The following is a 21,399-nucleotide window of genomic DNA, read 5'->3' as shown; positions in this document are numbered from 1 at the left end:
GAGGATCCGAATATTTCCACTGTGGACGGAAAAGGTTTTGTAGATCCGGCGGATGAGAAATTTGATTTACACATGGAACGCTCCGAGGATGGTATGATTTGCGGAAAGACAGAAATCGGAAGGTACATGGCCAAGGAGGCGTTTCAGTTTCAAATGCGGCCAATGCGGGAGATGTGGCAACTTATGCAGCTGTTTGAAAAGAAGAAAAAGCTACGGGAGCGGATGAAAACCATTCAAGATCCGGAAAAAATGCGGGAGTACATAAAAATAGATGAGATGTTGGAAAAATTAGAACAGTATTTATTTGAAAAAAACGAATAAAAACCAAAAACATTTCGCACCCCGGCGCCCCTGACCGAAAAAGCAGAGACGCCGGGATTTTTTTTGCGCATTTTTATAAGAAAACCACCAAATTATCAATTAGAATAAGTAATAACCGTCCCCCGATCCGCCCTTGCATTTCAAAAAATCATGGTTTATACTTTTGTACGTACTAAATGAGAAAATTCCGACGGCCTTATCTGACCGTCATCCGTACAGAAAAGCATCTTTATAAGAAAAGCACAGGACGGAGGTACCCCATGAACAGAGAACAAATCCATGAACAATACGAAGAGGACGAGAAGCTCCGTGAGGAATGCGGCGTGTTCGGAATCTATGATTTCGACGGCAACGACGTGGCTTCTACGATTTATTACGGCTTATTTGCCCTGCAGCACAGAGGACAGGAGAGCTGCGGCATCGCGGTCAGCGATACGAACGGCCCCAAAGGCGTGGTAAAAAGCCATAAAGGCATGGGCCTGGTAAATGAGGTCTTTGCGCCGGACCAGTTAAGCGCCCTGAAGGGCGATATCGGCGTAGGACATACCCGCTATTCCACGGCGGGCAGCAGTACCAGAGAGAACGCCCAGCCGCTGGTATTAAATTATGTGAAAGGAACCTTAGGGTTAGCCCACAACGGCAACCTGGTCAACGCGCCGGAGCTCCGCCGGGAGCTGGAATACACCGGAGCTATTTTTCAGACCACCATTGATTCCGAGGTCATCGCCTACCATATCGCCAGAGAGCGAATCCACACGGGGAGCGTTGAGGAAGCAGTTTCCCGGGCCATGGATAAGATCAAGGGAGCCTATTCCCTGATTGTCATGTCCCCCAGAAAGCTCATCGGAGCCAGAGACCCCTACGGCTTCCGTCCCTTATGCATCGGCAAGCGTGACAACGCTTACATCCTGGCCAGTGAGACCTGCGCCCTGGATACCATCGGCGCCACCTTTGTGCGGGACGTGGAGCCCGGCGAGATCGTGACAATTACGCCCCAGAAAGGCATCGAATCGGATAAGAGCCATTGCCTTCCGAAGGATCAGGAGGCGCGCTGCATCTTTGAATACATCTATTTCGCCCGCCCGGACAGTCATTTCGACGGCGTCAGCGTCTATCAGGCGCGGATTCAGTCAGGCAGATTCCTGGCCATGGACAGCCCGGTGGAGGCCGACCTGGTGGTGGGCGTACCCGAGTCAGGCAATGCGGCGGCCCTCGGCTATTCCCTTCAGTCCGGCATCCCCTACGGTACCGCCTTTGTGAAAAATGGTTATGTGGGCCGTACCTTTATCAAGCCGGGCCAGAGCAGCCGGGAATCCAGCGTCCGGGTGAAGCTGAATGTCCTGAAAGAGGCAGTCAATGGAAAGCGCGTGATTATGATCGATGATTCCATCGTCCGCGGCACCACCAGCGACCGCATTGTGAAGATGCTCCGCGACGCCGGAGCCAAAGAGGTACATATGCGGGTCAGCTCCCCGCCCTTCTTGCACCCCTGCTATTTCGGTACCGACGTACCGGCGGAGGAGCAGTTAATCGCCCATAACCGGACCATCGAGGAGATCCGCCGGGTCATCGGGGCTGATTCCCTGGCCTATCTGAAGACAGAACGCCTGGGCGAGATGATTGGCGGCATGGGCCATTGCACGGCCTGCTTTACCGGCGAGTACCCGATTGCGCCGCCCACCGAGGACATCCGGGGCAGCTTTGAAAAATAAGAAAAATAAGCCCGGAAAATAAGATTGTGATATGGCGGGAAATATAGTAAAATAAATGGAAAAACAAAGAGGAGAGAAAACATGAGTACAGACAGATACGTAAGCCCCTTATCCGAGCGCTACGCAAGTAAAGAGATGCAGTACATCTTTTCCCCGGATAAGAAATTCCGCACCTGGAGAAAGCTGTGGATCGCCCTGGCTGAAACCGAGAAGGAGCTGGGATTGCCCATCACCCAGGAGCAGATCGACGAACTGAAGGCCCATCAGGACGACATCAACTACGACGTGGCAAAGGCCCGTGAGAAAGAGGTACGCCACGACGTCATGTCCCACGTATACGCATACGGCTGCCAGTGTCCGAAGGCAAAGGGCATCATCCATCTGGGCGCTACGTCCTGCTATGTGGGCGACAATACAGACATCATCGTCATGACCGAGGCCCTGAAGCTGGTTCATAAGAAGCTGATCAACGTGTTAAATGAGCTGGCAGCTTTTGCTGATAAGTATAAGGATCTGCCGACCCTGGCGTTTACCCATTTCCAGCCGGCCCAGCCCACCACCGTGGGAAAGAGAGCGACCCTGTGGATGCAGGAATTCTGCCTGGACCTGGAGGATCTGGAGCACGTGATTTCCACCATGAAGCTTCTTGGATCCAAGGGAACCACCGGCACCCAGGCCAGCTTCAAGGAGCTGTTTGAGGGCGACGAAGAGAAAATCAATAAAATCGATCCGATGATCGCGGAGAAGATGGGCTTCAGGGAGTGCTACCCGGTATCCGGCCAGACCTACTCCCGTAAGGTGGACACCCGTGTCCTGAATGTGCTGGCAGGCATTGCAGCCAGCGCCCACAAGATGTCCAACGACATCCGCCTTCTGCAGCATCTGAAGGAAGTGGAAGAGCCCTTCGAGAAATCCCAGATCGGTTCCTCCGCCATGGCATACAAGCGCAACCCCATGCGCAGCGAGCGAATCGCTTCCCTGTCCCGCTACGTGATCGTGGACGCCCTGAACCCGGCCATCACCAGCGCCACCCAGTGGTTTGAGCGTACCCTGGACGACTCCGCCAACAAGCGTCTGTCCATTCCGGAAGGCTTCCTGGCCATCGACGGCATCCTGGATCTGTGCCTGAACGTGGTAGACGGCCTGGTGGTATATCCGAAGGTGATCCGCAAGCACATGATGGCAGAGCTGCCCTTCATGGCCACCGAGAACATCATGATGGACGCGGTCAAGGCAGGCGGCGACCGTCAGGAGCTGCATGAGCGTATCCGTGAGCTTTCCATGGAAGCAGGAAAGAATGTGAAGGTAAACGGCGAAGAGAATAACCTGCTGGAGCTGATTGCCGCAGACCCGGCCTTCGGCCTTTCCCTGGAGGATCTGAAGAAGACTATGGAGCCCTCCCGCTATGTGGGACGCGCCCCGGAGCAGGTAGACGCGTTCCTGGGACAGGTGGTAAAGCCGATTCTGGAGAAATACAGCGATATTCTCGGAGAAAAAGCAGAAATTAACGTATAAACCCCTTGCATTTATGGAAAAAGTGTGCTACATTGTAATAGAATAAATAGCGCGGCCGACAAAGAGTGAACGAAAGTTCACTCTTTGTTTTTGAAATAAAAAACACGACCGCCCAGGGAAAGGAAGACTATGACAAAGAGAGAAGAGTACGAACAGAAGACAGAGAAGCTTCTCATGCCCATCATGGAAGCCAACGGCTTCGAGCTGGTGGATGTGGAGTATGTAAAAGAAGCCGGCAACTGGTATCTGCGGGCTTACATCGATAAGCCGGGCGGAATCACAGTGGATGACTGCGAGGTAGTCAACCGGGAGCTGGGCGATCTGCTGGATCGGGACGATTTCATCGACGATTCCTACATTCTGGAGGTCAGTTCCCCGGGCCTTGGCCGACCGCTGAAAAAAGAACGTGATTTTATCCGGAGCAAGGGCGAAGAAGTGGAGATCCGCACCTACCGCATGGTAGACAGGCAGAAGGAATTCCGCGGCGTATTAAAAGCCTGGGATAAGGACACGGTAACCATTGAGACAGAGGACGGACAGGAACAGATATTTGACAGAGACAACATTGCGCTGATTCGTCTGGCGTTTGATTTTTAATAGAAGAGTGAAAAACTAGGAGGAAAGAAAAGAATGAACACAGAACTGCTGGAAGCTCTGGAGCTTTTGGAGAAAGAAAAGGATATCAGCAAGGAGACCATGCTGGAGGCCATCGAGAACTCTCTGCTGAAAGCCTGTGAGGCGCACTTTGGCAAGGCCGACAATATCAAGGTCAATATCGACCCGGTTACCTGCCAGTTCTCCGTACTTGCGGAGAAGAAGGTCGTAGAGCAGGTAGAGGATGATGTGACCGAGATCAGCCTGTCCAACGCGAAGATGATCGACCCCAAGTACGAGGTGGGTGACATTGTGAATGTGGAAGTAAAATCCAAGGAATTCGGACGTATCGCCACACAGAATGCCAAGAACATCATCCTGCAGAAGATCCGTGAGGAAGAGAGAAAATCTCTGTTTAACCAGTATTACGGCATGGAGAAAGAGGTTGTGACCGGCGTCGTACAGAGATACCTGGGCCGCAATGTCAGCGTAAACCTGGGTAAGGTAGACGCCATTCTCAATGAAAACGAGATGGTAAAGGGTGAGGTATTCAAGCCCACCGAGCGTATCAAGGTATATATCCTGGAAGTAAAGGATACCAATAAGGGACCGCGTATCCTGCTGTCCAGAACCCATCCGGAGCTGGTAAAGCGCCTGTTTGAGTCCGAGGTAACCGAGGTCCGGGACGGCATTGTGGAGATCAAGTGCATCGCCCGTGAGGCAGGCTCCAGAACGAAGATCGCCGTATGGTCCAACGATCCGGACGTGGATCCGGTAGGCGCCTGCGTCGGTATGAACGGCGCCCGTGTCAACGCGATTGTAAATGAACTGCGCGGCGAGAAGATCGACATCATCAACTGGAACGAGAACCCGGCCCTGCTGATTGAGAACGCCTTAAGCCCGGCCAAGGTGATCGCGGTCCTGGCTGATCCGGAGGATAAGACAGCCAAGGTTGTGGTTCCCGATTATCAGCTGTCCCTGGCCATCGGTAAGGAAGGCCAGAACGCGAGACTGGCAGCAAGGCTCACCGGCTTCAAGATCGACATCAAGAGCGAGACCCAGGCAAGAGAAATCGAGGGCTGGCTGGACGTAGACGAGGAGTACGAGGAGTACGAGGACTTCGAGGAGTATAAGGAGTCCCAGGCTTACGAGGAAGCGCAGGCCGCGGAAGCAGCTGAGACAGAGACAGAGGAAGCGAGTCAGGATGAATAAAAAAGTACCGATGCGCCAGTGCGTGGGCTGTCAGGAAATGAAAAGCAAGAAAGAGATGCTGAGAGTCCTTAAGACAGCGGAGGATGAAATTGTGCTGGACGCCACAGGCCGGAAGAACGGTCGGGGCGCGTATCTTTGTTTTTCTAAGGAATGTCTTGCAAAAGCCCGGAAGAACAAAGGCCTGGAGCGTTCCCTGAAGATGGCCATTCCTTCAGCAGTGTACGACAGCCTGGAAAAGGAGTTGGATGAGCTTGGCACAGAATAGAGTATTATCCCTGATAGGCCTGGCCCAGAAGGCAGGAAAGACCGCCAGCGGCGAATTCGCCACGGAGCACGCGGTCAAGTCCGGAAAGGCGGCGCTTGTCATTGTGTCGGATGAATCGTCCGATAATACAAAAAAGAAGTTCCAAAATATGTGTGACTACTACGAAGTACCTGTGTATTTCTATGGTGGAAAAGAGGAGCTGGGCCACGCGATGGGCAAGGAATTCCGCGCGTCCCTGGCGATTCTGGATGAGGGACTTGCGAAGAGTATAGAGAAGAATTTGAGATTGTGAAGAAGCTGAACAATCAATCATAACGGAGGTAGAAATTTGGAGGGAAACAGCCATATGAATACAAATGGAGAAGAACAGGAAGTAAAGAAGAAGAAAAAGATCATTGCTGTATACAATACCCACAACAGTAAGACCGGCATCAAGGATCCGAGAGCCGAGAAAAAGCAGCAGGCAGCCCGTCAGGCACAGTCCCGTCCGGCAGCAAAGCCTGCGGCAAAACCGACGGCAGCACCGGCAAAGTCTGCGGCAGCACCGGCACCGGCTCCGAAGACCGAGGCAGTAAAGCCGGCGGCAGCACCGGCAGCAAAACCAGTCACAGAGGCGGCAAAACCGGCAGCAGCGTCCCAGTCCCGTCCGGCAGCGTCTGAGAATAACGCAAGACCGGCAGGCCAGGGCAGACCGGCACAGAATCGCGATGGTCAGAGAAGAGACGGTCAGGGCGGCTATCAGAACCGTGACGGTCAGAGAAGAGACGGCCAGAGACGCGATGGTCAGGGCAGCGGCTATCAGAACCGCGACGGTCAGAGAAGAGACGGTCAGGGCGGCGGCTACCAGAGACGCGATGGTCAGGGCAGCGGCTATCAGAACCGCGACGGTCAGAGAAGAGACGGCCAGAGTGGCGGCTACCAGAGACGCGATGGTCAGGGCAGCGGCTATCAGAACCGTGACGGCCAGAGAAGCGGCGGCTATCAGAACCGCGACGGCCAGAACAGAGGAGGCCAGGGAAGAGACAACCGTCGTTCTTCCATGGATATCCCGTCAGCACCGGTAGAGCTTCGTAAGAACGAGAACCGCAGAGCGGAGAATAAGAATCGCAATGATGATACCAAGAAAGATAAGAACACAAAGTTCAATGATAGCTGGAATGGCAAGCCGGGTCAGGGCGGACGTCGTCCGAACCAGGGCGGTAACCGTCCGAATCAGAAGGGCGGCAAGGGAGGTAAGGGCGCTGCTGCGACTCGTCAGCCGGCACCTGCGCCTAAGAAAGAAGACAACACCCCCAAGGTTATCGAAATTCCGGAGATGATCAGCATCCATGATCTGGCGGAGAAGATGAAGATTCAGCCGTCCGTGATCATCAAGAAGCTGTTCCTGGCAGGCAAGATGGTAACCGTAAACTCCGAACTGGACTTTGAGGCGGCAGGCGAGCTGGCTATGGAAATGAATTTCGATCCGGTTCCCGAGGAGAAGGAAGACGTCATCGCGAAGATGCTGGAGGATACGGAAGACAGCGATGAGACACTCGTATCCCGTCCGCCGGTAGTCTGCGTTATGGGTCATGTAGACCATGGTAAGACTTCCCTGCTGGATGCCATCCGTGACACCCATGTCATTGACCGCGAGGCAGGCGGAATCACCCAGCACATCGGTGCTTACGTGGTAAGCATCAACGGTCAGAAGATCACCTTCCTGGACACACCGGGACATGAGGCGTTCACCGCCATGCGTATGCGTGGAGCTAACTCCACCGATATCGCCATCCTGGTAGTTGCAGCCGACGACGGCGTAATGCCCCAGACCATTGAGGCTATTAACCATGCCAAGGCCGCAGGCATCGAGATCATCGTTGCCATCAATAAGATCGATAAGCCCAGCGCTAATATCGAGCGTGTAAAGCAGGAGCTGACCGAGTATGAGCTGATTCCCGAGGACTGGGGCGGCAGCACCATTTTCTGCCCGGTATCCGCCCATACCCATGAGGGTATCGATAACCTGCTGGAAATGATTCTGCTGACATCTGAGGTTCTGGAGCTGAAGGCCAACCCGAACCGCCGGGCGAGAGGTCTGGTTATCGAGGCAGAGCTTGACAAGGGCAAGGGCCCGGTTGCTACCGTGCTGGTACAGAAGGGAACCCTGCATGTGGGCGATCCCATTGCCGTAGGCTCCTGCCACGGTAAGGTCCGCGCCATGATGGATGACAATGGCCGCCGCGTGAAAGAGGCAGGCCCGTCCAAGCCGGTCGAGATTCTGGGTCTCAATGACGTGCCCAATGCCGGAGAGATCTTCGTATCTCCGGAGACCGACAAGGAGGCAAGAGCCTTTGCCGAGACCTATGTAAAAGAGAGCAGAGAGAAGCTCATCGAGGATACCAAGCTCAAGATGTCCCTGGACGATCTGTATTCCCAGATTCAGTCCGGCAACTTAAAGGAGCTGAATATCATCGTAAAGGCCGATGTACAGGGTTCTGTAGAGGCCGTAAAGCAGAGTCTCTTAAAGCTCTCCAACGAGGAAGTAGTAGTAAAGATTATCCATGGTGGCGTAGGAGCCATCAACGAGTCCGACGTCAGCCTGGCGGCAGCGTCCAACGCCATTATCATCGGCTTCAACGTGCGTCCTGACGCGACTGCTAAGGAAACCGCGGAGCGCGAGAAGGTGGATCTGCGTCTGTACCGCGTCATCTACGACGCCATCAACGACGTAGAGGCAGCCATGAAGGGCATGCTGGATCCGATTTTCGAGGAGAAGGTGCTGGGCCACGCAGAGGTGCGTCAGATCTTCAAGGCGTCTGGCGTGGGCAATATCGCAGGCTCCTATGTGCTGGACGGCGTATTCCAGAGAGGCTGCAAGTGCCGTATCACCCGCGAGGGCGAGCAGATCTTCGACGGCCCGCTGGCGTCCCTGAAGCGTTTCAAGGACGACGTGAAGGAAGTCAAGGCAGGCTACGAGTGCGGTCTGGTCTTCGAGAAGTTCAACGACATCAGGGAGCTGGATATCGTAGAGGCTTACACCATGGTAGAGGTGCCGAGATAGGGCATTGTCTGAGGTGAATAATATATGAGAAAAAACAGTATTAAAAATACAAGAATCAACGGCGAGGTGCGCCGGGAGCTGAGCAATATCATTTTAAATGAGATCAAGGACCCGCGCATCTGCCCGATGACTTCGGTGGTAGAAGTGGAGGTTGCCCCGGACCTGAAGACCGCAAAGGCCTACATCAGTGTCCTGGGCGACAAGCAGGCCCAGGCAGATACGCTGGCAGGCCTTAAGAGCGCGGAAGGCTATATCCGCCGCGCTCTGGCCAAGTCCATCAACCTGCGCAACACCCCGGAGATCCGCTTTGTCATGGATCAGTCTATCGAGTATGGCGTCCATATGTCAAAGCTTATCGACGACGTAAACCAGGGCAGTAAAGAAGAGGATGAAGAGGATGATCAGGCTTAAGGATGAGCTTACAGATGTGAAGACAGTGGCGATCAGCGGACATATCCGTCCGGACGGGGACTGCACGGGTTCCTGTCTGGGTGTGTGGAATTATCTCCGGGACAATTACCCGGAGATTCAGGCGGACGTATATCTGGAACAGATCGTACCCAAGTTCCGCTTCCTGAACGGCGCGGAGCTGGTAAAGACGGACTGTAATGAGGATAAGGTCTATGACTTATTTATCTCTCTGGACGCCAGTGACAAAGAGCGGCTGGGAGCGGCGGTCAGGTATCTGGACGCCGCGAAGCATACAGTCTGCATTGATCATCACGTTACCAATCCGGGTTTTGCGGATGTGAACTGGGTAGTAGCCGACGCCAGCAGCGCGTCGGAGCTTGCCTGGGAAACCATGGAAGAGGAAAAAATTTCCAGACACACAGCGGAGGCGCTGTACATGGGCATTGTCCATGATACCGGCGTTTTCCAGTATTCCAATACTTCCCCGAAGACCATGCAGATCGCGGGAAGCCTGATTGCCAAAGGCATCGACTTCAGCCGGATTGTGGATGAGACCTTCTATAAGAAAACCTACATCCAGAACCAGATTCTGGGCCGCGCGCTGGTGGAGAGCATTCTTCTGCTGGATGGCCGTGTTATCGTAGGCCGCATCCGGGAAAAGGATATGGATTTTTACGGAGCAATTCCTGCGGATCTGGACGGTATCGTCAGCCAGCTGCGCGTGACCGACGGCGTGGAAGTAGCCATTTTCCTCTATGAAACAGGCAATCATCAGTATAAGGTCAGCCTTCGGTCCAACGGCCCCGTGGATGTCAGCGCGGTCTGCGCTTATTTCGGCGGCGGCGGGCACGTAAAGGCGGCGGGCTGTACCATGCACGGAACCTTTTACGATGTGGTCAACAATCTGACCCTGCACATCGAAAAGCAGCTGAATCAGAATCAGGATGTATAACATGAATGGTGTAATCAACGTCTATAAAGAAGCGGGCTTCACCTCACACGACGTGGTGGCGAAGCTCCGCGGAATCGTAAAACAGAAAAAGATAGGCCATACGGGAACTCTCGATCCGGATGCGGAGGGAGTTCTTCCTGTCTGTCTGGGAAATGCCACAAAGCTCTGCGGACTTCTGACAGAAAAAGAGAAGACCTACCGGGCAGTGCTTTTGCTGGGACAGACCACCGACACCCAGGATACTTCCGGCAGGGTGCTGACAGAAGCGCCGGTGGCAGCCACCGGGGAGCAGGTCCGGGAGGTGATCATGAGCTTCCTTGGCGACTACGACCAGGTCCCGCCCATGTATTCGGCCCTGAAGGTCAACGGAAAAAAGCTCTATGAGCTGGCCCGCGAAGGCAAAGAGGTGGAGCGCCAGGCCAGACGGGTACGGATTCTGGATATGGAGATTCACGAAATCCGGCTCCCGGAGGTGACCTTTACGGTGACCTGCAGCAGCGGCACCTATATCCGCACCCTCTGTCAGGATATCGGTGAAAAGCTAGGCTGTGGCGGCTGTATGAAAAGCCTGCTGCGTACCAAAGTAGACCGTTTTGAACTGGCGGACAGCCATAAGCTTTCTGAACTGGAGACAATGATGCACGAGGGCCGCATCGAGGAGGTACTGCTTCCGGTGGACGACGTCTTTGCGGTCTGCCCGGCAGTCCGTATCAGGCAGGAGAGCGATCGCCTGATTCAAAACGGCAATCCTTTTGGAAAAGAGGATATCGCGGAAACGACCGGAGAGTGCCCGCCGGAAGGTACGGAGCTGGAGCGCAATTGCGTGCGTGTATACAATTCCGAAGGGGATTTCCGGGGGCTCTACCGACGGGAACAGGGCGGCAGACGCTATAAGCCCGAGAAAATGTTTTTATCCTGAGGGATAAAATAATAGGATAAAGGATTTACCATGAGATTAATTACCGGAACGACAGAATTTGAGACAACGGAAGCGACAGCCATTTCCCTGGGAAAGTTCGAAGGGCTGCATATGGGACATCAGCTTCTGGTGAACCGCATTTTAAAAAAGAAGGAAGAAGGCTTAAAGGCTCTGATTTTTACCTTTGATTTCGGAGAACGGTCCACCCTTTTGCTCCCGGAGGAGCGGAGAAATCTCCTGGAAAAATGGGGTGTGGACTATCTGATAGAGTGTCCCTTTGTGGAATCCATAGCCCATATGGAGGCAGAGGATTTTGTGCGGGAGATTTTGGTAAAGAGGCTGCATGTAAAATATCTGGCTGTGGGGACGGATTTTCATTTCGGCCATAACCGGAAGGGCAGTTACCGGCTTCTGGAGGACATGCAGGAGGAATGCGGTTTTCAGGTGGAGGTAGTAGAAAAAGCCTGCTATGACGGCGGGGAAATCAGCAGTACCCGGATCCGTAAGGAACTGGAGCAGGGCCATATGGAGCTGGTCAATCAGCTGCTGGGCTACGCCTATTCCGTGACCGGAGAGGTACTCTATGGCCATCAGATTGGCCGGACCCTGGGGCTTCCCACCATCAATCAGCAGCCGGAGCTTTCAAAGCTGCTGCCGCCCAACGGCGTCTATGCCACCAAAACCCGGATTGCTTCCGAGATTTTTGAGGGCATCACCAACATCGGTTACAAGCCGACCATAGGCGGAGAGACACGAAAAGGTGTGGAAACCTTTTTGTTTGACCTTGATCGGAATCTGTACGGGGAGACGCTGACTGTATCCTTCTATGGCTTTGAGCGCCCGGAGCGGAAATTTGATTCTCTGGAAGCCTTAAAGGAGCGGATTGAGAAAGACGTGGCCTGGGGCAGAAAATATTTTGGAGAAAGAGAAAACTAGTTTCATGAGACTATTTTATTATCTGATAGCGGCACCCGCACTGTTTCTACTGCGGGTGCTGTTCTGGCCTTTTAAGACCATATTCCGGTGCGCCGGCCGGATTCATGGCTGGCGGAAGGAACGCCGGCGTTTCCGCCGGGCCGACTATGACGACATGGACGGCTGGGAATTTGAGGAATATGTGGGCGGACTGCTGGCGCGGGACGGCTATATCCATGTGGAGGTCACCCGGGGCAGCGGCGACCAGGGCGTGGACGTGCTGGCGCAGCGCGACGGAGTCTCCTACGCCATCCAGTGCAAGCATTACCGGGCGAAAATCAGCAATAAGGCGGTACAGGAAGCCTACGCCGGAGCCGAGTTCTACGGCTGCGACGTGCCGGTGGTACTGACCAACAGCTATTTTACCCCGTCGGCGGAGGAACTGGCGGATGAAATCGGCGTGGAGCTGTGGGATCGGGACGAACTGAACCGGCTGGTACGGCGGGCGCGGCGGTAATTCTGCGGAAAACCCACAGAAATCCGCAAAATCCACGTGAATCAAAAAGATTTCCTTGACAAATCTTCCCGATTATTATAAGGTGTAATAGGTTCTTAACAAAATTGTAATAATTATACCGGATAATCAATACGGAGGATTGTATGTTTAAAAGATATAAAGCGGGATTTGTAATGGGTGCGATTTTCATGGCCATGATCGGCATGCAGGCGCAGGCTGCGCCGCTGGGGGACGGTCTCGGCGAGGGAATCGCATCCAATTTTGATCAGACCACAGACAGCGAGGAGCAGACCCAGGCCACCGCGGAGGTGGTATGGACCGGTACGCCGCTGGAGGGCTATGTGAATATCGCCATTGCCAACGTGGACGACAGCCTGAACATCCGCGAGGCGGCGGACGGCAGCAGCTCCCTGGTGGGTAAGCTTCGCAAAAACGGCGCCTGTGAGGTGCTGGGGATCGACGGCGAGTGGGCCCATATCAAGTCCGGCGAGGTAGAGGGCTATGTGAAGGCCGAGTACCTGTATATCGGACAGGAAGCCATCGACCTGGCCTTTCAGCTGGGACAGACCATGGCGAAGGTGAATACAGACTCCCTGTATGTGCGGATGGAGCCAAGCACCGACGCGGATTACTGGACCAAGGTTCCGGCAGGCGAGGAGCTTCAGGTTATCGAGGATATGGGCGACTGGATCAAAATCGATATCGACGGCGAGGACGGCTATGTGGCGTCGGAATACGTGGATGTGAAAAGCGAGCTGGACACAGCCCTGACTCTGTCCGAAGCGCTGTACGGCGAAGGCGTCACCGACGTACGCATTTCTATCTGTGATTTCGCTAAGCAGTATGTGGGTAACCGCTACGTGTGGGGCGGCACCAGCCTGACCAAGGGCGCGGACTGCTCCGGCTTTACTCTGGCCGTATACCGGAACTTCGGTATCTCTCTGCCCCATTCATCCAGAGCCCAGGCTAACTGCGGCACGAAGATCAGCGTCGGCGACGTGAAGCCGGGAGACCTGATTTTCTATGGCAGCGGCAAGCATATCAACCATGTAGCCATGTACATCGGCGGGGGCCGTGTGGTACATGCCAGCAACGCCCGCACCGGAATCACCATTTCCAATATGTACTACAGAAGCCCGGTGACTGCGGCCCGGATCCTGAAGGACTGATTTTGAAAAATCACCCTTGACACCCCCATATTCCCTATGATACACTATCGGAGTATGAGTTTGCTGGTATCCGGTTATCGGACACTCCGACCATTGCTTGATACCCAGCGTATAAAAAATATAAGGAGGAAACATCATGATCGCAAAGGACAAGAAGCAGGCTATTATTGCAGAGTACGGTTTAAAAGAGGGAGACACCGGTTCACCGGAGGTACAGGTAGCTATCCTGACCGCACGTATCCAGGAGCTGACCGCTCATCTGCAGGCAAACCCGAAGGATCATCACTCCAGAAGAGGACTTCTGAAGATGGTTGGTCAGAGACGTAATATGCTTGCATACCTGAAGAAGATGGATATCGAGAGATATCGTAGCCTGATTGAGAGATTAGGACTGAGAAAATAAGTTTCCAAAAGGGCGGAGGAATCTCACGGTTCTTTCGCCCGGTTTTTGTGTAACCCATTCACCATGTAGGAGAAATGTTCCGAGACCACTGATGTACGCAGGAGCGCATCCCGCGCAAATCAGTAGTTTCGGTTTCTCCTACACCAGCAAAATAAGGAGAAATATTATGTACAAGAGTTTTTCTATGGAGCTGGCCGGCCGTACACTGACTGTAGACGTAGGACGCGTCGCAAAGCAGGCTAACGGCGCAGCCTTCATGCACTATGGCGACACCACCGTGCTTTCCACCGCAACCGCATCCGACAAGCCCCGCGATGGCATCGACTTCTTCCCCTTAAGCGTAGAGTACGAGGAGAAGCTGTATTCCGTAGGCAAGATCCCGGGAGGCTTCAACAAGCGTGAGGGCAAGGCGTCCGAGAACGCGATTCTGACGTCCCGCGTCATCGACCGTCCCATGCGTCCGCTGTTCCCGAAGGACTACCGGAACGACGTAACCCTGAACAACCTGGTGCTTTCCGTAGACCCCACCTGCAGCCCGGAGCTGACAGCGATGCTGGGCTCCGCTATCGCAACGGCGATCTCTGATATTCCGTTCGCAGGCCCCTGTGCTATGACACAGATCGGCATGATCGACGGTGAGTTCATCGTAAACCCGGGTCAGGCAGACTATAAGGTATCCGACCTGAAGCTGACCGTAGCTTCCACCAGAGAGAAGGTCATCATGATCGAGGCGGGAGCCAATGAGATCCCCGAGGCAAAGATGATCGAGGCTATCTATAAGGCTCACGAGGTAAACCAGCAGGTTATCGCGTTCATCGACCAGATCGTAGCAGAGTGCGGCAAGGAAAAGCACAGCTACACCAGCTGCGCAGTACCGGAAGAGCTGTTCGCAGCCATCAAGGAGATCGTTCCGCCCGCAGAGATGGAAGAGGCAGTCTTCACCGATGAGAAGCAGAAGCGTGAGGAGAACATCCGTAAAATTACCGAGCGTCTGGAAGAGGCATTTGCAGAAAAGGATGAGTGGCTCGAGGTTCTGGGCGAGGCTGTATATCAGTATCAGAAGAAGACCGTACGTAAGATGATCCTGAAGGATCACAAGCGTCCGGACGGACGTGCCATTACTCAGATTCGTCCGCTGGCTGCAGAGGTAGATATTATTCCGCGTGTACACGGTTCCGCCATGTTCACCAGAGGACAGACCCAGATCTGCAACATCTGTACCCTGGCTCCGCTGTCTGAGGCACAGCGCCTGGATGGCCTGGATGAAAATGAGACAAGCAAGCGTTATATGCATCACTATAACTTCCCGAGCTACTCCGTAGGCGAGACAAAGCCGAGCCGCGGACCGGGACGTCGTGAGATTGGACACGGAGCGCTGGCTGAGCGCGCGTTGCTGCCGGTACTGCCGTCCGAGGAAGAGTTCCCCTACGCGATCCGTACCGTATCCGAGACCTTCGAGTCCAACGGTTCCACCTCTATGGCTTCCACCTGCGCGTCCTGCATGTCCCTGATGGCAGCAGGCGTACCGATTAAGAAGATGGTAGCAGGAATCTCCTGCGGTCTGGTAACAGGCGAGACCGACGACGATTTCGTGCTGCTGACCGATATCCAGGGTCTCGAGGACTTCTTCGGCGACATGGACTTCAAGGTAACCGGTACCACCGAGGGTATCACTGCCATCCAGATGGATATCAAGATCCACGGTCTGACCCGTCCCATCGTAGAGGGCGCAATCGCGCGCTGCCGCGAGGCACGTCTCTACATTATGGACAACTGCATGAAGCCCTGCATCAGCGAGCCGCGTAAAGAGGTAGGCGAGTTTGCACCGAAGATTGTACAGATCCAGATCGACCCGCAGAAGATCGGCGATGTGGTTGGCCAGAGAGGTAAGACCATCAACGCCATCATCGAGCAGACCGGCGTGAAGATCGACATTGACGACGACGGCGCTGTATCCGTATGCGGTACAGATAAGGCTGCTATGGACAAGGCCATCGAACTGATCAAGACCATCGTAACCGATTTTGAAGAGGGCATGATCCTCACCGGTAAGGTAGTCAGCATCAAGGAGTTCGGCGCATTCCTGGAGTTCGCTCCGGGCAAAGAGGGCATGGTACACATCTCCAAGATCGCAAAACAGCGCATCAACCGTGTGGAGGACGTCCTGACACTGGGCGACATCGTGAAGGTCGTATGCCTGGGCAAGGACAAGATGGGACGCTTCAGCTTCTCCATCAAGGATCTGCCGGAGAACGCGTAAGCATTATAATAAGAAGTGCAGGATCTGCCGGAAAGAAATTTCCGGCAGATTTTTTCTATGGAATAGGAAATTCCGATAGAATTCCCTATTCCATAAAAGCAAGCAGAGCTTGCAAAGATGCGCACTCGGCGCAGTGGTAGATGGTTGCTGAAGAAACCGCGCCTCGGCGCGAGAATGTGCCAACGGCACATTCTATCTTACATAGTAACAAAAGGAGCAGCCGTACATGAAATATGGGCAAAATTTAATGCTTGTAACTATTTTCCAGAGAAAACTTGTGCAAAGTTCTGAAAAGCCGGAAAAGAATGTCGATGTATGGACATTCTTGTCGAAATGTGGTAGCATTACCAAAGATGAGACATAAGCTGAACATAGGAATACCCCTCCGGAAATCAAAAATTTTCGGGGGGGGGTATTTTACATAGATATAGCAAAAAAAACGGTAATTTATAAGGTTACAGAGAATGGAAATTACAGATATACATTGTCACATTTTGCCGGGAATGGACGACGGCGCGAAGGATGAAGAAGAGAGCCTGGCCCTGGTGCGGATGGCCTGGGAGCAGGGCGTCGAAGCCTTTATAGCCACGCCCCATTATTCCAGACAGTTCCGTAACGACTGCCCGGAACGCATTCGAGAGAAATGCGAAAAACTGGAAAAAGAAGCACGGGAAACCATCGCATCGGAGATCCGGATTTATCCCGGCCAGGAGATCTGCTGGGAAGAGAGCATTCCGGAAAAACTGGACAGGGGAGAGCTTCTCACCCTGGCAGACAGCTCCTACGTGCTGGTGGAATATCTGCCCTCCGTGTCCTACGGAGCTCTGTTCCGGAACCTGCGGACTCTGCGCCTGGAGGGCTACCTTCCCATACTGGCCCATGCAGAGCGCTACGGAGCGCTGCGGACAGAAGGCCTGGAGGAGCTGACAGAAGCAGGCGTCTGCATCCAGATGAATTACGGCAGCATCGGCACGAGCCTTTTCGATAAGGATCAGCGCTGGTGCAGAAAGCAGCTGAAAGAGGGCAATATCCATTTTCTGGGAACCGACATGCACAGCGTTCACAGGAGACCGCCCCGGGTGGCCGAGGCCATGAAATGGCTGGAGACACATCTTAGTGGGGAAGAGCTTTCGCGGATATGCCGGGATCACGCCGGACAGGTGCTGACCAATCAGAATCTATAGAGGGGATACATAAGAGATGGAAAAAAGACAGAATGAAGTGATAGAAATCGATCTGCTGGAGCTTTTCTACGCACTGAAAAAGCAGATCCTGTGGATTATACTGGCAGCGATCGTAGGTGGAACCCTGGCATTTGCGGGCACGAAGCTTCTGATGACGCCCATGTACGAGTCCACCACCACCATGCTGGTCCTGACTAAGGAGACCACTCTCTCCTCGCTGGCGGATCTGCAGATGGGCACCCAGCTGACCAACGACTATGAGATCCTGACCGTCAGCCGTCAGGTACTGGAGCGGGTCATCGACGACCTGAACCTGGATATGGAGTATGAAGATCTGAAAGACAGCGTACAGATCAGCAATCCGTCCGACAGCCGGATCATGGAGATTACCGTGACGTATCCGAGCCCGAAGATGGCCAAGGAGATCGTGGACGATATCGCAGCTGTGACCTCGGAATTCATCGGAGACAAGATGGAGGGCGTTCCCCCGAAGATCATCGACGAGGGCGAAGTGCCGGATCATAAGTCCAGCCCCAGCACCATGAAAAATACAGCCCTGGGCATTCTTTTAGGCATCGTCATAAGCTGCGGCGTCGTAACCCTGTACACCGTCATGGATGACACTGTGAAGTCCGAGGAGGATATCGAGAAATACCTGGGTATCCCGACCCTGGCCAGCGTGCCCGACCGTAAGGACTACATCACAGGCAAAAAAAAGAAAACGAAGAAAAGCAAACCGGCCAAAAAGCGGTAGCAGGAGGAGAGACAGATGTCATCAGATAGAAAAGTGGTCATGATAGATCCGAAAAAAGCGGACAGCCTTTATGAAGAGGCCATAAAAACCCTGCGTACCAACCTGCAGTTTGCCGGAAGAGGGATACAGGTCATTCTCGCCACCAGCTGCTACCCCAACGAGGGAAAGAGCGACGTCGCCTTCCAGCTGGCCCGTGAGATTGGAAATATGGGAAAACGCGTTTTATTCCTGGATGCGGATATCCGGAAATCCATGCTGGTAAGCCGCTATCAGGTGAAGCAGAAGGGCATCACCGGACTGTCCCACTACCTGTGCGGACAGGCGGACCCGGAGTACCTGTGCTATGAGAGCAATTTCCCGAACCTGGACATCATCTTTGCGGGACGGAGCGTCCCGAACCCCTCCGAGCTTCTGGAGGACGAAGCCATGGGCAATCTGATCCAGAGCCTGCGCTCCCGGTATGACTTTATCATCCTGGACGCGCCGCCGGTCTTAAGCGTCAGCGACGCCCTGATTGCGGCAAAGTGGTGCGACGGCGTGATTCTCGTTGTAGAGAGCAAGAAGGTCAGCTACAAGGCGCTGCAGCGTGTGAAGAAGCAGATAGAGCAGACCGGCTGTAAGATTCTGGGAGCTGTGCTCAACAAGGTGGATATGCAGCAGGATACCTATTACAGTAAATATTACGGACACTACGGATATTATAATGGCTATGGAAATACGAAGTAAAAAGCTGTGGAAAATGGCAGGACTCCTGACACTGTCAGCGGCGCTCCTGAGCGGCTGCGGCAAGCCAAAAGCCGAACCGGTGGAAGCGGAAGGGGAGGACGTACTGGAAGAGACGGACGATACCGGAGATTACCGGACCGTCACCTGGCAGGGAACCACATACAAATACAACGATCATCTGAGTAATTTTCTGTTCCTGGGCGTCGATACCCGGGAAAAGGCAGAGACCGAGACAGGCAGCGCGGACGCAGGGCAGTCAGACGCCCTGTATCTCATAAGCTGGGACCGGGTAGACAATCAGGTTACCCTGATATCCATCCCCCGAGACACCATGACGCCCATCGAAGTATTTGACCAGAACGGCGGATCCTTGGGACTCACCGAGAACCATATCAGCCTGGCCTACGGCTACGGCGACGGCAGCTTCAAGAGCCTGGAGCTCTCGAAAAATGCTGTGTCAAGCCTGCTCTACGGCATGCCCGTCCAGGGCGTCTGCGCCATGAGCCTGGACGGAATCCCCGAGCTTCTTCGAAGCTTCGGCGATGTGACCGTCACCGTTCCCAATGACAGTCTGGCGGAGCGCTATCCGGAATTCCGGGAGGGCGCGGAGGCGACCATCACCCCGGAGAACGCGGAGATCTTCCTGCGGAGCCGGGACACCGGTGTCAGCCAGTCGGCCATCACCCGCATGGAGCGCCAGCAGGCCTTTCTGGACGCCTTCGGCAATGCAGCCGCGGCAGATCCGTCCAAGGTCACAAAGCTCTACGAAGACCTGATGCCCTATCTGGTCACCAGCATCAGCAATGACTGGTTTGTGAAGCTCATGGAAGCACTTTCCACAGGCGAGACCGTGGAGCGCTGGACGATTCCGGGCGAGGGCGTGGAGGGCGAACAGTACGACGAGTACCATGTGGATAACGGCGCCCTGTATCAGAAGATTCTGGAGACATTTTATAAAAAGGCGGAATAGAACGCTATGAAGAAAAAAACAATTGCGTACCTTCTCGGCGCGGCAGCCATCCTGTGCCTGGTCGTGGGCGGCATCAAGCTGGTAAGAGAGCAGAAGGCCGGAGAAGAGTACGAGGAGCTTCGGGAAGAGGCAAAGACAGAAGAACCGGAAACCGTGGAAGCGGAGCCGGAGGAAGAGAAAGAACCGCTGGATATCCCGGTGGATTTCGAAGCCCTGCAGGCGGAAAATCCGGATATCTACGCCTGGATCACCATCCCGGGCACCAACGTGGATTACCCCATCCTGCAGCGGGAGGGCGATAACGGCTATTACCTGAACCACAGCGTAGACGGAGCCGAGAGCATCGCCGGGGCCATCTTCACCGAGGACTATAACAGCAAGGACTTTACCGATCCGAATACCATCATCTACGGTCACAACATGAAGAACGGAAGCATGTTCCGTACCCTTCACAACTACAGTGACCGGGAGTTTTTCGATAACAACAGAGATATCACCATCTACATGCCGGATAAAATCCTGCATTACACCATTTTCGCGGCATATCTCTACGACAGCCGGCATCTGATGCTGAGCTTTGATTTCAAAGACCCGGACGTATTCCGGGCGTATCTCGACAGTGTCCGGAACATCCGCGACATGAACGCCTTTGTAGACACCGACATCCCGGTGACCGAGGAGGATAAGATTATCACCCTCTCCACCTGCTACAAGGGCCAGGCAGACCGACGATACCTGGTACAAGCTGTACTGGTATCTATAGAATCTTAAGAAAGGATATGGAGGTAAGAAACATGAGAAAGAAGATTCTTGCAACACTGATGATTGTTGGACTTCTGGCAGCTCAGACTCTGACCGTATGCGCAGCAGGCAGCGCAGTTACAGGCGTAACTGTAAGCTCAGGCTACACAGTAGCGATCGATGCGAAGAACGGCGAGGAGAAGAACCTGACCGAAATGGTTAAGAATTCTCCGGAAGAGGTAAAGAAGGCTGTAGAGGGCAAGACTGCTCTTACTCCGGTTATGGATGTAAAGGCTGACGGCGCTCAGAAGGACGCGAACGGCAAGTACGTTGTAACCTTCAACGTTCAGAACCTGACCAGCTCCGTAAAGAACGTAACCGTTCTTCACTTCAACGGAACTGCATGGGAAGTAGTAGAGTCCAGCTTCGATGCAGCAGCCAAGACTGTAACTGCCAAGTTCGCAAGCCTGTCTCCGGTTGTAATTGTCGCTGACACAGGTAGCAGCAACGGCGGAAGCAGCTCAGGCAGCTCTTCTAGCAGCTCCAGCAGCAGTTCTTCCTCATCCGCAGCAGCTTCTCCGAAGACCGGAGCAGCATCTGACTGGATGATGTGGATCGGCGCAGCAGTTGTTCTCGGAGCAGCTTCTGTAGCACTGAAGAAGAAAGAGGCTTAATCTAAGCCAGATGAGGGGATGGAACAGAGGAGCTTTGAGCTTTTGAGAAGCTCCCCTGTCCTGGACCTGAACATGAGATGAATATTCCGGGAAACCTTTCCTATGAAAAAACCTTTGCAGGTTCAGTCAAATCTCATTATGA

At 53.9% G+C, this 21,399-nt stretch carries 22 protein-coding genes; all 22 read left to right on the top strand.

The window, feature by feature from the left end:
* The first annotated feature begins 126 nt into the window (after positions 1 to 126).
* The 22 genes from ACESZP_RS09925 to ACESZP_RS09820 all read left to right on the top strand — a co-directional run bounded on the left by ACESZP_RS09925 (position 127) and on the right by ACESZP_RS09820 (position 21,257).
* Positions 127 to 321, top strand: a complete 195-nt coding sequence (locus ACESZP_RS09925; RefSeq protein WP_499708931.1) for a hypothetical protein — start codon at positions 127 to 129, stop codon at positions 319 to 321.
* A gap of 260 nt (positions 322 to 581) precedes the next feature.
* Positions 582 to 2,033: an amidophosphoribosyltransferase gene (purF, locus tag ACESZP_RS09920; protein WP_499708930.1), complete on the top strand. Its 1,452-nt coding sequence runs from the start codon at positions 582 to 584 to the stop codon at positions 2,031 to 2,033.
* Positions 2,034 to 2,114: 81 nt separating this feature from the next.
* Complete coding sequence (gene purB, locus ACESZP_RS09915) at positions 2,115 to 3,548, top strand: adenylosuccinate lyase (RefSeq protein ID WP_499708929.1); 1,434 nt, start codon at positions 2,115 to 2,117, stop codon at positions 3,546 to 3,548.
* A gap of 129 nt (positions 3,549 to 3,677) precedes the next feature.
* On the top strand, positions 3,678 to 4,145 hold the full coding sequence (locus tag ACESZP_RS09910) for a ribosome maturation factor RimP (RefSeq protein WP_178039750.1): 468 nt from the start codon (positions 3,678 to 3,680) through the stop codon (positions 4,143 to 4,145).
* A 33-nt stretch (positions 4,146 to 4,178) separates the two neighbouring features.
* A complete protein-coding gene (nusA, locus tag ACESZP_RS09905; RefSeq protein ID WP_499708928.1) occupies positions 4,179 to 5,354 on the top strand; it encodes a transcription termination factor NusA in 1,176 nt (391 codons plus the stop codon).
* Positions 5,347 to 5,619, top strand: a complete 273-nt coding sequence (gene rnpM, locus ACESZP_RS09900; RefSeq protein ID WP_178039752.1) for an RNase P modulator RnpM — start codon at positions 5,347 to 5,349, stop codon at positions 5,617 to 5,619. The genes nusA and rnpM overlap by 8 nt, the downstream gene beginning before the upstream one ends.
* Positions 5,600 to 5,911, top strand: coding sequence for a L7Ae/L30e/S12e/Gadd45 family ribosomal protein (locus ACESZP_RS09895; RefSeq protein ID WP_178039753.1), 312 nt, complete (start codon positions 5,600 to 5,602; stop codon positions 5,909 to 5,911). The genes rnpM and ACESZP_RS09895 overlap by 20 nt, the downstream gene beginning before the upstream one ends.
* A gap of 54 nt (positions 5,912 to 5,965) precedes the next feature.
* Positions 5,966 to 8,662, top strand: coding sequence for a translation initiation factor IF-2 (gene infB, locus ACESZP_RS09890; RefSeq protein WP_499708927.1), 2,697 nt, complete (start codon positions 5,966 to 5,968; stop codon positions 8,660 to 8,662).
* A gap of 24 nt (positions 8,663 to 8,686) precedes the next feature.
* Positions 8,687 to 9,073, top strand: coding sequence for a 30S ribosome-binding factor RbfA (rbfA, locus tag ACESZP_RS09885; protein ID WP_178037988.1), 387 nt, complete (start codon positions 8,687 to 8,689; stop codon positions 9,071 to 9,073).
* On the top strand, positions 9,060 to 10,025 hold the full coding sequence (locus ACESZP_RS09880; protein WP_440321465.1) for a DHH family phosphoesterase: 966 nt from the start codon (positions 9,060 to 9,062) through the stop codon (positions 10,023 to 10,025). The genes rbfA and ACESZP_RS09880 overlap by 14 nt, the downstream gene beginning before the upstream one ends.
* Positions 10,018 to 10,944 carry a tRNA pseudouridine(55) synthase TruB gene (gene truB, locus ACESZP_RS09875; protein WP_499708926.1) on the top strand — a complete coding sequence of 309 codons (927 nt, stop codon included), beginning with the start codon at positions 10,018 to 10,020 and terminating at the stop codon, positions 10,942 to 10,944. Before ACESZP_RS09880 ends, truB begins: the two co-directional genes overlap by 8 nt.
* A 30-nt stretch (positions 10,945 to 10,974) precedes the next feature.
* Positions 10,975 to 11,880, top strand: coding sequence for a bifunctional riboflavin kinase/FAD synthetase (locus ACESZP_RS09870; RefSeq protein ID WP_499708925.1), 906 nt, complete (start codon positions 10,975 to 10,977; stop codon positions 11,878 to 11,880).
* A 4-nt stretch (positions 11,881 to 11,884) separates the two neighbouring features.
* The gene (locus tag ACESZP_RS09865) at positions 11,885 to 12,376 is read left to right on the top strand and encodes a restriction endonuclease (protein ID WP_499708924.1); all 492 of its coding nucleotides are present in this window, start codon (positions 11,885 to 11,887) and stop codon (positions 12,374 to 12,376) included.
* 143 nt (positions 12,377 to 12,519) lie between these two features.
* Positions 12,520 to 13,545, top strand: coding sequence for a C40 family peptidase (locus ACESZP_RS09860; protein ID WP_499708923.1), 1,026 nt, complete (start codon positions 12,520 to 12,522; stop codon positions 13,543 to 13,545).
* A 136-nt stretch (positions 13,546 to 13,681) separates the two neighbouring features.
* On the top strand, positions 13,682 to 13,948 hold the full coding sequence (gene rpsO, locus ACESZP_RS09855; protein ID WP_158361885.1) for a 30S ribosomal protein S15: 267 nt from the start codon (positions 13,682 to 13,684) through the stop codon (positions 13,946 to 13,948).
* 166 nt (positions 13,949 to 14,114) lie between these two features.
* Positions 14,115 to 16,208: a polyribonucleotide nucleotidyltransferase gene (locus ACESZP_RS09850; protein ID WP_499708922.1), complete on the top strand. Its 2,094-nt coding sequence runs from the start codon at positions 14,115 to 14,117 to the stop codon at positions 16,206 to 16,208.
* A 464-nt stretch (positions 16,209 to 16,672) separates the two neighbouring features.
* On the top strand, positions 16,673 to 17,392 hold the full coding sequence (locus ACESZP_RS09845; protein WP_499708921.1) for a CpsB/CapC family capsule biosynthesis tyrosine phosphatase: 720 nt from the start codon (positions 16,673 to 16,675) through the stop codon (positions 17,390 to 17,392).
* 16 nt (positions 17,393 to 17,408) lie between these two features.
* Positions 17,409 to 18,146, top strand: coding sequence for a Wzz/FepE/Etk N-terminal domain-containing protein (locus ACESZP_RS09840; RefSeq protein WP_178037997.1), 738 nt, complete (start codon positions 17,409 to 17,411; stop codon positions 18,144 to 18,146).
* Positions 18,147 to 18,161: 15 nt separating this feature from the next.
* The gene (locus tag ACESZP_RS09835) at positions 18,162 to 18,872 is read left to right on the top strand and encodes a CpsD/CapB family tyrosine-protein kinase (RefSeq protein ID WP_499708920.1); all 711 of its coding nucleotides are present in this window, start codon (positions 18,162 to 18,164) and stop codon (positions 18,870 to 18,872) included.
* Between the two features lie 13 nt (positions 18,873 to 18,885).
* Complete coding sequence (locus tag ACESZP_RS09830) at positions 18,886 to 19,842, top strand: LCP family protein (protein ID WP_499708919.1); 957 nt, start codon at positions 18,886 to 18,888, stop codon at positions 19,840 to 19,842.
* A gap of 6 nt (positions 19,843 to 19,848) precedes the next feature.
* Positions 19,849 to 20,613, top strand: coding sequence for a class B sortase (gene srtB / locus ACESZP_RS09825; protein WP_499708918.1), 765 nt, complete (start codon positions 19,849 to 19,851; stop codon positions 20,611 to 20,613).
* A 23-nt stretch (positions 20,614 to 20,636) separates the two neighbouring features.
* The gene (locus ACESZP_RS09820; protein WP_499708917.1) at positions 20,637 to 21,257 is read left to right on the top strand and encodes an LPXTG cell wall anchor domain-containing protein; all 621 of its coding nucleotides are present in this window, start codon (positions 20,637 to 20,639) and stop codon (positions 21,255 to 21,257) included.
* The last annotated feature ends 142 nt before the right edge of the window (positions 21,258 to 21,399 follow it).

The sequence above is a fragment of the Candidatus Dorea massiliensis AP6 genome (assembly GCF_964245105.1).
In the GTDB taxonomy this organism is placed as follows: Bacteria; Bacillota; Clostridia; order Lachnospirales; family Lachnospiraceae; genus Laedolimicola; species Laedolimicola intestinihominis.
This window is presented reverse-complemented; position numbering and strand designations above follow the sequence as displayed.